Origin of the sequence: Pseudomonas sp. HPB0071, from assembly GCF_000478505.2 — a bacterium.
GTDB lineage: Bacteria > Pseudomonadota > Gammaproteobacteria > Pseudomonadales > Pseudomonadaceae > Chryseomonas > Chryseomonas luteola.
Genome location: NZ_KI517368.1, coordinates 516,719 through 530,440 on the forward strand (window position 1 = coordinate 516,719; position 13,722 = coordinate 530,440).

The 13,722-nt window shown below is 54.6% G+C and carries 11 protein-coding genes; 5 read left to right on the forward strand and 6 right to left on the reverse strand.

Annotated elements, in window-relative coordinates; translation table 11 throughout:
- Positions 1-76 precede the first annotated feature (76 nt).
- From HMPREF1487_RS21870 to HMPREF1487_RS21895, 6 genes are all read right to left on the reverse strand, one after another.
- Complete coding sequence (locus tag HMPREF1487_RS21870) at positions 77-712, reverse strand: DUF6348 family protein (protein WP_010798933.1); 636 nt, start codon at positions 710-712, stop codon at positions 77-79.
- 257 nt (positions 713-969) lie between these two features.
- Positions 970-2,694, reverse strand: coding sequence for a ubiquinone-dependent pyruvate dehydrogenase (gene poxB / locus HMPREF1487_RS21875; protein ID WP_010798934.1), 1,725 nt, complete (start codon positions 2,692-2,694; stop codon positions 970-972).
- A gap of 214 nt (positions 2,695-2,908) precedes the next feature.
- Positions 2,909-3,154 carry a hypothetical protein gene (locus HMPREF1487_RS21880; protein ID WP_010798935.1) on the reverse strand — a complete coding sequence of 82 codons (246 nt, stop codon included), beginning with the start codon at positions 3,152-3,154 and terminating at the stop codon, positions 2,909-2,911.
- 116 nt (positions 3,155-3,270) lie between these two features.
- Positions 3,271-4,185: a DUF2242 domain-containing protein gene (locus HMPREF1487_RS21885; RefSeq protein ID WP_010798936.1), complete on the reverse strand. Its 915-nt coding sequence runs from the start codon at positions 4,183-4,185 to the stop codon at positions 3,271-3,273.
- Between the two features lie 152 nt (positions 4,186-4,337).
- Positions 4,338-6,302, reverse strand: coding sequence for a DNA topoisomerase III (locus HMPREF1487_RS21890; protein WP_010798937.1), 1,965 nt, complete (start codon positions 6,300-6,302; stop codon positions 4,338-4,340).
- 173 nt (positions 6,303-6,475) lie between these two features.
- Positions 6,476-6,733: a hypothetical protein gene (locus HMPREF1487_RS21895; RefSeq protein WP_010798938.1), complete on the reverse strand. Its 258-nt coding sequence runs from the start codon at positions 6,731-6,733 to the stop codon at positions 6,476-6,478.
- A 334-nt stretch (positions 6,734-7,067) separates the two neighbouring features.
- Here HMPREF1487_RS21895 and HMPREF1487_RS21900 point away from each other — a divergent pair, with 334 nt between their 5' ends.
- The 5 genes from HMPREF1487_RS21900 (at position 7,068) to HMPREF1487_RS21920 (ending at position 13,692) form a co-directional block, all read left to right on the forward strand.
- Entirely contained in the window at positions 7,068-8,084 is a 1,017-nt protein-coding gene (locus tag HMPREF1487_RS21900) for a zinc-binding alcohol dehydrogenase family protein (RefSeq protein ID WP_010798939.1), read from the forward strand.
- 192 nt (positions 8,085-8,276) lie between these two features.
- Positions 8,277-9,104, forward strand: a complete 828-nt coding sequence (locus tag HMPREF1487_RS21905) for a M48 family metallopeptidase (RefSeq protein WP_010798940.1) — start codon at positions 8,277-8,279, stop codon at positions 9,102-9,104.
- A 216-nt stretch (positions 9,105-9,320) separates the two neighbouring features.
- Positions 9,321-10,031 (forward strand): response regulator transcription factor, encoded by a 711-nt coding sequence (locus HMPREF1487_RS21910; protein WP_010798941.1) that lies wholly within the window; start codon positions 9,321-9,323, stop codon positions 10,029-10,031.
- On the forward strand, positions 10,028-11,380 hold the full coding sequence (locus HMPREF1487_RS21915; RefSeq protein WP_010798942.1) for a sensor histidine kinase: 1,353 nt from the start codon (positions 10,028-10,030) through the stop codon (positions 11,378-11,380). The genes HMPREF1487_RS21910 and HMPREF1487_RS21915 overlap by 4 nt, the downstream gene beginning before the upstream one ends.
- Before the next feature lie 95 nt (positions 11,381-11,475).
- Positions 11,476-13,692 carry a TonB-dependent siderophore receptor gene (locus HMPREF1487_RS21920; RefSeq protein WP_010798943.1) on the forward strand — a complete coding sequence of 739 codons (2,217 nt, stop codon included), beginning with the start codon at positions 11,476-11,478 and terminating at the stop codon, positions 13,690-13,692.
- The last annotated feature ends 30 nt before the right edge of the window (positions 13,693-13,722 follow it).

The following is a 13,722-nucleotide window of genomic DNA, read 5'->3' on the forward strand; positions in this document are numbered from 1 at the left end:
AGGTATGATTCACCGATACTGCCGATAGCGCCAAAGCGGTTCATTGAATAAACCGCTCTGGCGCTAGGCTGTTGAGTTAGACTGCCCGCAGCACCACGAAATTGCGTACGCTGAAGTAACCATCGTCACGGCTCCACGGAAGCGCCTGCAGGTTCGAAGCACCTTCTTCCCAATGAATATTGTCACTGAGTGCCTCAAAGCGGTGCTCCTGGTTGTAGTTGCAGAAGAACGTACGAAACCAGTGGGTGTTGCCTTTCAACGGCATGTTTTGAATGGTGGTATGAATCGACGGCACCAGATTCTCCGGCAGCTCGCTGGTGCTTCCTTTGGCGGCGCGGATTCCGAGGTTGCCTACATAGGCCCGGTAGCGGCGCTCATTGATCAGCCAGTTTTCAACCGAAACGTGTTCGGCTGCATCGACTTCCCAGAACGCTGCCAACAAGACATGCAATGAGTTGGCGATAAAGTTTTCGAAGGCATTTGCCAGCCCCTCATCACCCTCACCGATACCTGCAAAAATCTCTTCGACCAGCACGCCCTCTTCGACCATCACATGAATATCCAGGCGCCCGCTGCCTTCGCCGGGATACCAGCGGGCACGTATGGCCGGGAGCTGATTGTTGGGCGCTACCCAGCCATCATATACAGCACCGGTCAGGCCGTGTTTTTCCAGAATCAGTTTGAGTGCGTCGGTTGGGTTCAAGGTCGTCATAGGAGTAGCCGTCAGTAAATAAGGAAGAGCATGCCGAGTTTGCCGGGGCTCAGAACTGACGAGAGTCAATAGGCCGGGCCGCAGAGTAAAACCTGCCGGCGATCACGCGTGGCTCATAAAGGCGCGGATCATAGGGAGCGCAGCGGCAATGAGCAATCCAAATGCCTTTACATTATTGGATCTGAGTTCTCGCTCATCTTTTGAAACATTCAAGTTCACCACACGGTGTGCGTGGTGAACTTTTTTGCACAGCGGCGCTAGCGCACCAGATTGGTACGTGCCAGCTCCAAGACTTCATCGCCACGGCCATTCATAACCGCTCGTAACAGATAAAGGCTGAAGCCTTTGGCCTGCTCGAGCTTGATGGCGGGCGGCATGGCAAGCTCCTGCGTAGCCGTCACGACATCGACCAGTACCGGGCCGTCATGGGCCAGGGCCTCCCGTAAAGCAAGTTCCAGCTGTTCGGCGCTGTCGACACGAATTCCCTTGACGCCCATCGCATTGGCCATCGCAGCAAAATCCGGGTTCTGCAACTGGGTACCAGTATCCAGATAACCGCTGGCTTTCATTTCCATGGCGACAAAGCCCAATGTGGCATTGTCATAAACCACCACTTTGACCGGTAGACCCAGTTGGGCCAGCGAGATGAAATCACCCATGAGCATGGCGAAACCACCGTCACCGGACATCGAGATAACCTGGCGCGTGGGATAAGCTGCCTGAGCCCCTATCGCCTGAGGCATGGCATTGGCCATGGAGCCATGATTGAACGAGCCGATCAGGCGGCGTTTGCCGTTCATTTTCAGATATCGGGCAGCCCATACCGTTGGGGTTCCGACGTCTGCCGTGAAAATGGCATCCTCATCCGCCAGCTCACTCAGGATCCGGGTCAGGTACTGCGGATGAATAGGTCGACCGGGTTGGGAGGGTTTGGCCAGATCATCCAGTCCCTCACGAGCCTTGGCATAGTGCTTGAGCGAATCTTCGAGGAAGTGCCGATCGGTACGACGCTCCAGTCGTGGCAAAAGCTCACGAATGGTTTCGCCTACATCGGCGGCGATTCCCAAGTCCAGGGCGGTTCGGCGGCCTAATGCCTGAGGGTTGATGTCGACCTGTACAATCTTGGCATTGGTTGGGTAGAACTGACGATAGGGAAAATCAGTGCCGAGCAAAATCAGCGTGTCACAATTGAGCATCGCATGGTAGCCGGAACTGAAGCCGATCAGGCCCGTCATGCCAACGTCGAACGGATTATCCCATTCGACATGCTCTTTACCCCGTAACGCATGAACGACAGGTGCACCGAGCGTATCGGCCAGCGCAACGACTTCGTCGTGGTAGCCCGCACAGCCGCTACCGCACATCAATGTCACGGCTTTGCTATCCGCGAGCAGGGTGGCGAGTCTGTTGATATCCTGCTCCGAAGGCATCAGGCGAGGCGGATTGAGAACCGGCCAGGCGGTCTTCCCGACGTCCCCTTCCAGCAGCGCCACATCGCCGGGAATCACGATGACCGCAACGCCGCGCTGGAGGATGGCGGCCCGCATGGCACGATGCAGGACTTCGGGCATTTGTGCCGGGTTACTGACGAGCTCAACGAAATGACTGCATTCCTTGAAAAGCTCCTGAGGATGGGTTTCCTGAAAGTAGGAAAGACCAATTTCCGATGAGGGAATGTGCGCAGCGATTGCCAGAACCGGTACGTGGTTTCGGTGGCAATCATAAAGTCCGTTGATCAGATGCAGGTTGCCTGGCCCACAACTGCCTGCACATACCGCCAGCTTGCCCGTAGCTGCTGCTTCCGCCCCGGCCGCAAAGGCTGCGGTTTCCTCGTGGCGTACATGCATCCAGTCAATGGTTTCCATCTTGCGCAAGGCATCGTTCAGGCCATTCAGACTGTCTCCGGTGACGCCCCAGATACGCTGTACGCCTGCCTGCTCCAGTGTGGTAGCCAACTGCTGGGCAATGGTGATCTTAGCCATAACGATTCGTCCTTTGACAAAGTAAATGATCGATGGCTCAAGGCAGCATAGGACGTGGCTGGGTTCGGTTTAACGCCAGGGATTGCAGCCATCCAGATGATGAGATAGCGATGCTGCAAACAAGTACGCTCTAGATCAGCCTGCCATCGAAGCTCTTTCGAAGCAGGCGTTCCAGGCTAAGTTCAATCGATTTCTGGAGGAAGATAGGGCAGGACTAACCCTTGGCGGATTGAATGGCGTCCAGCAGGGCTTGGTCAGACGTCTTGTCAATCCATGCTTCAGGCAAGCTCACGCGTACTGACTGCTCACCACCACTAGGCGTACATACCACGGTAACGTTGCCTTCGGCATCTTTGGTAAGACTCTTGGCCGCTTTGGCCGTTTTCTGGCTTCCTCCCGAGAAAGCCTCTACACAGGTCCACGTGGTATTGCCTTCGTCCTGAACGGTGCGTTGTTTCATGGTGTCACTCTATCGACTGCCTGCACGGCGTTACGCTATAGACGTAGCGCGCATGGTTAGAGTTCTTGACCTCAACGCCTTGCAGGCTTTCGGCAATCCAGAGTCATACCCGACCCTCACTCTTCAAGCAGCTCCAGCAAGTCATCCGAGGGTGCCGTGGGGGTTTCAGGCTGACCTGATGGAGTGGGCGTGTCAGCCGACGCTGGCGAAGCGGCGGGCTCGGTTGTGGGAGAGGCTGGAGCGGCGGCTGGCGCAGTAAATTGCTCGAAGGCTGACGTGTCGATAGGTGTAATGGGCGGCGCTTGGGGCGGCAATGGTACGGGTACAGAAGAAAACCCCGCATCATGATCCGGGCGTGTCTCAGGAGCAGGTGCCGCCGAGGCTGGCTTCGGTGCCAGCGCCTGTGCAGGTTGGCTGGGCTGTGCAGAAGAGGGCGTGCTGGCGAGTGGGCTCGGCGCGGGCGCTGCTTTTGTTTGATGTATTCCTTTGTTGGCCTTTTGGGCCTGAGCCGGCAAGAAGCTTTCTACCAGGGAAAAATAGCGGCTATAGAACTTGCCTGACGTAACCGTCTCGCTGGCGACCTTGACCATGGAGTCGTTTGTCGAGCCGATAGGCATCGAGACTGATCCAAGCACACCTACTCCCAGGCTCGCCGAGTTATTGAGCTTTTTTAGCGCATAACGGTCCTGAAGCGCGTTGGCAAAAATGGTTGAACCATGATCGTTGGGGGTATTGGCCGTGCAGACAACATTAAAGCTGATTTCGAGGTGGTTCTCTCCGGTCTGCTGAAAGCTCTTACGGCCACTGACGAGCTTTGGATCATTGCTGGTAATGATATAGCCCTGACTGAGCAGCGCACGTCGAGCTGCTTCGCAGGCAGCCGTATCGTTTACCGGATAGCTACGCGAAAACGTACCCGAGTCATCGAAATTTTCGTGTTCGTACACGGCAGGCTTGTTGTTCGAGCAGCCAGCCAGGCCGGTCAGCATAGTGGCCAGTGCCAGTGCGCCGATACCAATCGATTTTGACATTGCAGATCCTGAAAGCAGCCAACGCCAGACAAGAAGCGCATGGCGTACAACGGGCATGAAGAGAACGCATTAAACAGAATGCAATGCTACTACGGAAGAGTAAGGCTAAAAAGATATCAATTAGGCGCTAGGTGACCGGATGTGTCCTCTTATCAAGCCGGGCTGACAGGCTGGCGTGACCGCTTGCCATTACCTGATGCCGTCTTGGTTGAGGCCTTGCGCGGGGCCGCCTTGCGCTTCTTCTTGAACGGCGTGGACTTACGTCCCGCTGGAATAGCCGGCCCGCTAAAGGTCAGGTTCAGCCCCATGCAGCGCTCGACCTGTTTGCTCATCCAGGCGGATTGCTTGGTCACGAACTCTTCAAGGCTCATCTCTCCGGTTTGAACCATATCCAGCGCTTGCTCCCAGATAGCGGTTGTACCGGGATCGGCAATAGCCCGAGGCACAGCGTCGATCAGACTGAAGGCAGCAGGCGTGGCGAGCAGAGCCTTACCCTGCTTGGTCAGATAACCGCGGTCCAGCAGCCCTTGAATGATCCCGGCGCGTGTCGCCTCCGTCCCAATACCCGTGGTGTCCTTCAGCTTTTGCTTGAGCTTGGGGTCGTCCACCAGTTTGGCTACATTCTTCATGGCCTTGATCAGGTCACCTTCGGTGAAGGGCTTGGGCGGTTGTGTCCAAAGGTCTTTAAGCTGAACATCCACCACAGCGCATAACTGGTCTTTGGAAAGCATGGGCAGCGGCTGTGGTGCTGGCGCTTCCTTTCCCTTTGCTGGCGTAAGTGCTTCCGGCAGGGCTCGCTTCCAGCCTGGCTCGACGATGCGCTTGCCTACAGCCCTGAGCAACTGTCCTGCGCAGTCAAAATCGGCTTGAGTACGGTCGTACTCATGGTTTGGGAGAAATTGCGCCAGGTAGCGGGCGCGGATCAAGGTATAGACTGCCTTGTGCTTGCCCGTCAGTCGATCCAGGCTGCTGATAGCTGCGGTTGGAATGATGCCGTGGTGTGCGCTGACCTTTGCATCATTCCAAGCCCGCGAGCGGCGCCTCAGGTCCAGGTGCGCCTTGAGAGGCAGAAGGGAGGAGTCGGAGCGCTCAAGCGCCGCCATGATGGCTGGGGCTTCGCCATGCTGGCTCAAGGGAAGATAGCCGCAATCGCTGCGCGGATAGGTAATGACCTTATGGGTTTCGTATAGCGCCTGGGCAATATCCAGCGTTTCCTGGGCGCCCAGGCCAAGCTTTTTCGAGCACACCTCTTGCAGCGTGCCCAGATCAAACGGCAATGGAGCAAGCTCACGCATGCGTTCGGTCTGTACCTTCATCACCTGAGCAGTGTCTGTCTGGCGCATCGCCTCTGCTGCACTTTGGGCGATATCCTGGCGCAGGCAGCGGCCCTGATCGTCGCAGATATCCTCAGGAGCCTTCCATTGGGCCGTAAACTGATGGCCCTCGGCAGACAACAACACATCGATTGCCCAGAACGGTACAGGCACAAAGTTGGCAATGCTGCGATCACGGTCGACTACCAGTCGCAGGGTAGGGGTTTGCACACGTCCTACGGGCAGGACGCCCTGATACCCTGACCGTTGGCCCAGTAATGTAAACAGACGGCTCATGTTCATGCCGATCAGCCAGTCGGCACGCGAGCGACCCAACGCCGAATGATAGAGGCTGAAGGTATCGGCGCCGGGTTTTAGCGTAGCCAGCGCTTTACGAATGGAAGCATCATCCAGCGCCGACAACCACAGACGCTGGATAGGTCCCTTGTAGCGACAATGTTCGACCAATTCGCGGGCAATCATCTCGCCTTCGCGATCAGCGTCTGTTGCAATGATCAATTCTCGGGCTTCGCCAAGCAGCCTTTTGACCGCCTTGAATTGGCTTGCGGTCTTGGGCTTGACGAGCATTTTCCACTTTTCCGGGATGATAGGCAGATCTTGCAGATTCCACCGCTTATACCGATCGTCATAGGCATCTGGCGGAGCTGTTTCAAGCAGGTGGCCAATACACCAGGTTACAGTAGCCTGTGGGCCTGTCCAGCAGCCTTCGCCACGGCGAGTAGCGCCCAGCACCTTGGCAATGTCTTTGGCTTGGGAAGGTTTTTCGCACAGGAAGAGCCGCATAGCTATCGTCATTCAAATCAACAATAGCGTAAGCATGCTAAAACCGCAGCGCAGAGGCAATCGAAATCTGTATATGCATACAGATAATGCACGCTGCCAGCTTTATTTGGCGAATCGATAAAGTACGAAGTGGGCCGTCGATCACACTGTCATTCGGCCCAACCGGTTCTGCATTAGAACTTCAAGAGATCCACCATGTTAAGAATGGCAGTGGAGAACATCAGGGTAAAAAGGCATACCAGTGAGAGTTTAAGCTTTTTCAAGCCTGACTCCTGACGCTGGCGCTTGGCCTTTGTTAACGCCTTGATGGCTGCAGAGGGACGAATACCGTTGTTCAGCATCCAACCCAGAATTTCATTTTCAGGCCGTCCTCTCATTACCGCTGAGGTAGCCAGTCGCGTTAGCCCTTCTGAGCACGCTTCGTCACGCATGAGTTAATCCAGTGATTTCGACCATCTGAGCGTAATGCGATATGCATGACGATTCAATGATGGCCGTATTACAAAAACGCATATTTATCGCTTACTTCGTCGGAAGTTGAGCCAGGTCAACCCGGCAAGTCAGCAGTCCCTTGGATCTACCTTGAAGGTAATCGACTCATGTGACCAGAACTTGACGACTATGTTGCAAGGCAGGGTGATATTCCTGGCTGAATGTAAACGCTATATGCACCTTGACGATCCGACCCCTAACAGTAGACTCTAAAATGAAACGTCGTTTCACAATGGCGAAACCTCTGATAATCACAACAATGAAAGGATCCCTATGAAAGCTCTCATGATCGAACAGGAGTTGCAATGCCGCTTCCATGAGGTCGAGGCCATCGAGCCAGGGCCTGGAGAGGTTCAGGTAGCGGTTCGCCATGTAGGACTCTGCGGTAGCGATCTCAATACCTATAAAGGGTTGAATCCGTTGGTGGCACTGCCTCGTATTCCTGGCCATGAGATCGGTGGAGAGATCATCAAGGCAGGACCGGGCGTACCGCTGGACTATCGTGCAGGGCGGCGCGTCATTGTGGTGCCCTACACTGCATGTGGTCACTGCACCTCGTGCCGTCAGGGACGCGTGAATGCCTGCAAGACGAACCGGACACTCGGCGTTCAGCAGAACGGCGGGTTGGCCGAGCAGATCGTACTGCCCTACGAGAAGCTCATCCTGAACGATACCTTGCCAGCACGGCACCTGGCGCTGGTTGAACCCCTATCGGTAGGTTTCCATGCCGCGAGACGCGGGCGGGTTGCCAAGGGGGACAGAGTGGTGGTCATTGGCTGTGGAATGATAGGCATGGGCGCTGTGGCCGGAGCTGTGTCACGGGGTGCAACAGTCATCGCGATGGATGTCTCCGAGACCAAGACCGAAATGGCGCGTAAATACGGTGCTTCACATACTATCGTGGCCTCGTCTGGTCATGTGGACAAGCAGATCGAAGCACTGACTGACGGTGACGGGGCTGATGTCGTCATCGAATGTGTGGGCCTGCCGGCCACGTTTACCCAGGCGATCGATATCGTGTCCTTTTCTGGACGTGTGGTGTACGTGGGGTATGCCAAGGAGCCGGTTTCCTACAAGACGCAACTGTTCAACCTGAAGGAGCTGGACATCATGGGCTCCCGTAATGCAACAGCCGAAGACTTTACAGCCGTCGTTCGCTATCTGGAGACCTTGGAGCACTCTCCAGATGATCTGATTTCCAAGGTGTTTCCCTTCCAGGATGCCGAGCAGGCCCTGCCGTACTGGGATGCGGAGCGCGCTTCAACCTTGAAGATTTTGATCGAGCGATAACCTTTCAGATACCACGACGCCGTATCGCTTCTGCTTTACGGCCTCGCTTGCGCCTGCGTCAATTATTCATCAGGCGGTGGTATATGTTTCTAGAATTTAAATCGATTACACTAACGCACCAGCCATAGGCTGTTTTTGATTCATTTATCGTGCTGACAAGTAGGTCGGCTCAACATACGCTAGGGAAAGCATATGCGTCGTGTCTTATTCATAACGGGTCTTTCGTTTTCGCTTTTTCTTACTGGCTGCCAGGTAGTCAATACAACCAGTGGCGGAGCAGTAGGGGTCGAGCGTAAGCAATACATGTTCAGCATGCTGTCTGCCCAGCAGGTTGATCAGATGTACGCAGAGTCGTATTCCAGTTCAGTCAACAAGGCCAAATCATCCGGTGCGCTCGCCAACGAGACAGCAGAGGGCAAGCGTGTCCGTACGATTGCCAAGCGGCTGATCGATAGGGTTAGCTACTTCCGTCCCGATGCTGCTGCCTGGGATTGGCAGGTCAACCTTGTCAAAAATGATGAACTCAATGCCAACTGCGGTCCGGGCGGCAAGATCTTTGTTTATACCGGTCTGATCCAACAGCTAAAACTTACCGATGATGAGCTTGCAGCGGTAATGGGGCATGAAATTGCCCATGCGCTCCGTGAGCACAGCAGGGAAAAAATGTCTCGGGCGTATGCATTGCAACTAGGCCAAAGCCTTGGTGGCGCCTTGCTAGGCCTTAACCAATCGTCAATGCAAATTGCGAATAAGGTAACGGAAGTTGGTTTATCTCTCCCGTTCAGTCGATCAAATGAAAACGAAGCAGATCTGATTGGCCTGGAGTTGGCTGCCCGGGCGGGCTATAACCCCAATGCGGCGTTGAGCCTCTGGCAGAAATTTGCACAAGCCTCAGCCAGGATGGGCAATAAGACACCTGAGCTTCTGAGCACGCATCCCTCTGATGAGAGCCGCATGGCCTCGATTCAAGCAGCCGTCCCCAAGGTGATGCCCTTGTACCAAGCCAGCCGCAAGTCTTGAGTTCGATCTTTATCCATGGCTTATATGGATAAGGATATGCACTGCGATATCCTTATCCAGGCGATTTTAAGACATTAATTAAGATCCGCCCGGGTATCTTAACGAGCAGCAATACCCTTCTTCTGCTTTCGAGTTAACATCAGTGTTAACACCTGTCTACGTGAAAAAAGCCTCGGACGGGTACTTTTGAAACCCTTTGGCTGTTCCCCAAACGCTATGAATTCCTTTGTTTCCCTGCTCAATATTCTTGTCGTTGAAGACGATCCGGTGTTGGGTATGCACCTGCAGGCTCAGCTATCGGCGAGGGGACATGCGGTAGTGCTATGCAGTGATGCCTGTCGAGTCGCCGCACTGTTGAAAGAGCAGGTGTTCGATCTGGTAGTACTGGATATTCTGTTACCCAATGGCAATGGGCTTCACCTACTGGAGCAGATTCGTTCCTATAGTGCCGTGCCGGTTATCCTGGTCTCGGCGCTGGGTAGCGAGTCTGATCGTATCGTCGGCTTTCAAAAGGGAGCAGATGATTATCTACCCAAGCCCTTTAGCATGGCGGAGCTGGATGTGCGAATCGGAGCGCTGCTCCGGCGCATTGCGTTTGAGCGCTCGGCCATGGAGACAGCGCCAACCGTGCAGGGAGAGCTGTACTTCGATCTTATCCGGACCGATGTGGTTTATAAGGGGCAATGGGCGGAACTGACCACAACGGAATTTCGTATTCTCGAGCTATTGAACCGGCACGCTGGAGAGGTACTCAGCAAACCAGTGTTGTATCAGGAAGCCCTGCAACGTGCCTACTCACGCTACGATCGTAGTCTTGACATGCATGTCAGCCATATTCGCCGCAAGCTCCAGAGCATTGATTACTCGGCTTGCGAAGTTCGTACAGCCTGGGGGAAAGGCTACGTGCTGGTGTGTTCGTCTTCATGATACGACTCCCGTATCGGCATTCCCTGTTCTGGAAGCTGTCTGGTCTTACCATCGCCGCCTGTCTGGTCATCGTCTGGCTGAGCTTAAGCTGGGGACGCAGCATGGAGCACAGTCATTACGAACTGGCACAAGCCGATAAAGAGGAACTGCTGAATTATGCTGCTTCCGTTGAACAGGCATGGAGGACACAAGGCAAGGAGGGCGTTGAAACTGCATTACGACGTATCCGAGAGGGAGAACAGGTTTGGGCTGTAGCAGTTGATCGTCTTTATCAGCCGTTAGGTCAGCGCGCTCTGACGCCTAGTGATGCCGATCGGTTCAGCTTTATGCGCCGTCTGGATTGGCCGTTGAGTGGCCGTGCTACCGAATTGCCTGTAATGGATATTCCATTTCCTCAACACCCTGAAGCGGGCCGTTTGGCAATGGAATTGCCCGAGCGCATGTGGTCCGGCAAGCCTTCCGTTCTGGGCCGTCTGGTGATCCATGGGCTGTTTCCCATGGCTACCATGTTTCTGTTATGTATTCTGCTCTATCGTCAGCTCATGGTGCCTTTGAGATGGCTCCAAGAGCAGGCATCCTCTGCTTGTCGCTCAGGCAGAAAGCCTACAATCGGCGTAAGCGCTCGCAGCGATGAGCTGGGTGAGCTGGGACGCGCCTTTGATCACATGGCGGAGCGGCTGGAAGGTCATGTCGACTACCAGCAACGACTTCTGCGAGATATGTCCCATGAGCTGCGCACACCGCTGTCACGGCTGCGTGTGCTGTGCGAGTCCTCCGAGGATGCGAATACGTTGCGTGCCCGCCTTGAGCGTGAGTTAGCCGGTATGCAGGAGCTGGTCGAGACCACACTAGAGCTGGCCTGGCTGGATACGGATAGGCCCTCGCTGCTATGCGAGCCGATCAGCATGCAGTCGCTCTGGAATATCCTCATTGAGGATGCCTGTTTCGAGACTGGTTGGTCACGAGACGCTTTTGTATATCGCTTACCAGACAATTGCTGTGTACAAGCTCATTTGAATAGTCTGGCCCGTGCCCTGGAAAACCTCTTGCGCAACGCGATTCGTTACTCACCGGAAGGAGGATATGTGATTCTGGGGGGGCATTGTGAGGGCAGCGAGTGGTTGCTGTGGATACAAGACCAAGGTCCGGGGGTTGCAGAAGGTGCGCTCGACTACATCTTCGAGCCGTTTACCCGGCTCAATGGTGCCCGGCCTGGCGGTGACGGATTCGGCCTGGGTCTTTCCATCGCCCGATCGGCACTGATGATCCAGGGCGGCGCTATCTGGGCTGAAAACTGCAATCCAGGGCTTCGTGTAACCGTGCGCTTGCCTGCTGCTGAAATTGTATAGATTGTAAAAAAGCTTTCTTCTCAAATGGGAATGAATAGCATTTGCGCCAACTTTGGAGCGGTCTCGTTTCGAGATTTGTAGAACAGGAGTTGGTCATGCTGCGTATTCCTCATTCATCCACGCGACTGAGCATCGTACTGTGTGGGGCTCTTGCCAGTCATTCCGGCCTTGCGCTTGCCCAGTATGGCTCCAGCGAGCCGGTTGAGATGGAAGCTACCACGGTTATGGGTACCGCCGAGGAAGAGGCCAGGCAGGCCTTGGGTTCCTCAGTGATTACTGCAGAGGATATTGCCAGGCAACCACCGGCCAATGATCTGTCGGAGATTATTCGGCGCCAGCCCGGTGTCAATCTCACAGGCAACAGTGCCAGTGGCGCGCGCGGTAACAATCGGCAAATCGACTTGCGAGGTATGGGGCCTGAGAACACGCTGATTCTGATCGATGGCCTGCCCAGTACCTCCCGAAATGCCGTCCGCTATGGTTGGGACGGTGACCGTGATACGCGGGGTGAGACGAACTGGGTTCCAGCTGAAGAAGTCGAGCGTATCGAAATCCTGCGTGGCCCGGCGGCGGCCCGTTATGGCTCCGGTGCCATGGGTGGGGTCATCAACATCATTACCAAGCGTCCTACGGAGCAATGGCATGGCTCGATGACGTTTTATGCCCTGGAACCCGAAAGCGGCTACGAAGGCAACGGACGCCGTGCCAATTTCAACCTGAGCGGTCCGTTGACGGAAGCTCTGGCATTTCGAGTCTATGGCAATATCGCCAGGACTGATGCAGATGCTTTGAGCATCAATGAAGGACATCAGGCCTCGGAAGGTAGTGTCACGGCGGGTCGGGAAGGCGTACGCAACAAGGACATCAATGCGCTACTCAGCTGGCAACTTGATCCGCAGCAAGTCCTCGATTTTGAAACTTCCTACAGCCGCCAGGGCAACATTTATGCCGGCGACACGATGCTCAATAACTCTGGCGGCAACGATGCCTTTGTTCGAAGTCTGTATGGCCATGAAACCAATGTACTGCAGCGCTCCAGCTTTACGTTGAAGCATAAGGGAACGTGGGACTGGGGTAATTCCACTCTGGGCCTTTCCTATGATTACACCCGCAACTGGCGTCTGAACGAGGGACTTTCAGGCCGTACAGAGGGTGGGCCAAGTGAAGGGGATGGCGCGTTTATGTCGCGCCTGCGCAATACCCGCGCCTTTGGCAATCTTGATCTGCCTATCGACAGCGCAATGCCTCAGGTCTTAACCATTGGCGCCGAGTATTTACACGAGTCGCTAAGTGACCCTGGTTCTCTGCGTGCTCAGTCTTCTGATCCTGAGCCTGGCCAGATAGCAGGTTTTGATCGCACCCAGACCAAGACGACAGCCAACAGCTACGCCTTTTATGTTGAAGATAATGTGCAGGTTACAGACCGGACGGTGCTGACCCCTGGACTACGCTTCGATGACCATCAGACCTATGGTGATAATTGGAGCCCAAGTCTTAACTTGTCCCATGAGATCACGGACCGACTGACGTTCAAGGGTGGGATTGCGCGTGCTTACAAAACACCGAATCTGTATCAGAGCAATCCAAACTATCTTCTGTACAGCCGTGGTAACGGCTGTACAGCGATTACGTCTGGAAACGGAGGCTGCTATCTGGTCGGTAACGAAAACTTAAAGCCTGAAATCAGCATCAATAAGGAGCTGGGTCTGGCTTATGATGTCGGAACATGGAGAGCCAGTGCGACCTATTTCCGTAACGATTACAAAAACAAAATCGTGGGCGGAAACGAATTTATCTATCGATTGGGCGACACCGGGCCTCGTGTACTGGAGTGGGAGAACACCGGTAAGGCGGTTGTCCAAGGGGTTGAAGGCAACCTGTTCATTCCGCTGACTGATACCGTGGATTGGAACACCAACTTTACCTATATGATCGAATCCAAGGACAAGCAGACAGGCGATCCTTTAAGCATTATTCCCAAATACACCATCAACAGTACGCTGGACTGGTACGTCACTGAAAAACTCTCTGCACAGCTTAATGTTACCCATTATGGAAAGCAGGAGGCTCCTTCATACTCTCGGCGTACCAATACGGATTATGAGGCTGCTGCCCAGAAGGACATTGATCCGTATACGTTGGTAGGCGTCAGCAGTGGTTATGAGTTTAACGAGCATTACAAAGTGCGTTTTGGTGTGAATAATCTGTTCGACAAGCGCATCTATCGAGAGGGCAACGCTTCGAGCGCCGGTGCGGTTACATACAACGAGCCGGGTCGTGCGTATTTTGCTTCCTTTACCGCCTCGTTTTAATGTTATTAAATCGGGCCGCCTGGCTAACCC

Excerpts from the sequence above, each read along its gene's own strand:
- HMPREF1487_RS21870 (WP_010798933.1), bottom strand. The coding sequence starts at position 712 with ATGACGACCTTGAACCCAACCGACGCACTCAAACTGATTCTGGAAAAA.
- poxB (WP_010798934.1), bottom strand. The coding sequence starts at position 2,694 with ATGGCTAAGATCACCATTGCCCAGCAGTTGGCTACCACACTGGAGCAG.
- HMPREF1487_RS21880 (WP_010798935.1), bottom strand. The coding sequence starts at position 3,154 with ATGAAACAACGCACCGTTCAGGACGAAGGCAATACCACGTGGACCTGT.
- HMPREF1487_RS21885 (WP_010798936.1), bottom strand. The coding sequence starts at position 4,185 with ATGTCAAAATCGATTGGTATCGGCGCACTGGCACTGGCCACTATGCTG.
- HMPREF1487_RS21890 (WP_010798937.1), bottom strand. The coding sequence starts at position 6,302 with ATGCGGCTCTTCCTGTGCGAAAAACCTTCCCAAGCCAAAGACATTGCC.
- HMPREF1487_RS21895 (WP_010798938.1), bottom strand. The coding sequence starts at position 6,733 with ATGCGTGACGAAGCGTGCTCAGAAGGGCTAACGCGACTGGCTACCTCA.
- HMPREF1487_RS21900 (WP_010798939.1), top strand. The coding sequence starts at position 7,068 with ATGAAAGCTCTCATGATCGAACAGGAGTTGCAATGCCGCTTCCATGAG.
- HMPREF1487_RS21905 (WP_010798940.1), top strand. The coding sequence starts at position 8,277 with ATGCGTCGTGTCTTATTCATAACGGGTCTTTCGTTTTCGCTTTTTCTT.
- HMPREF1487_RS21910 (WP_010798941.1), top strand. The coding sequence starts at position 9,321 with ATGAATTCCTTTGTTTCCCTGCTCAATATTCTTGTCGTTGAAGACGAT.
- HMPREF1487_RS21915 (WP_010798942.1), top strand. The coding sequence starts at position 10,028 with ATGATACGACTCCCGTATCGGCATTCCCTGTTCTGGAAGCTGTCTGGT.
- HMPREF1487_RS21920 (WP_010798943.1), top strand. The coding sequence starts at position 11,476 with ATGCTGCGTATTCCTCATTCATCCACGCGACTGAGCATCGTACTGTGT.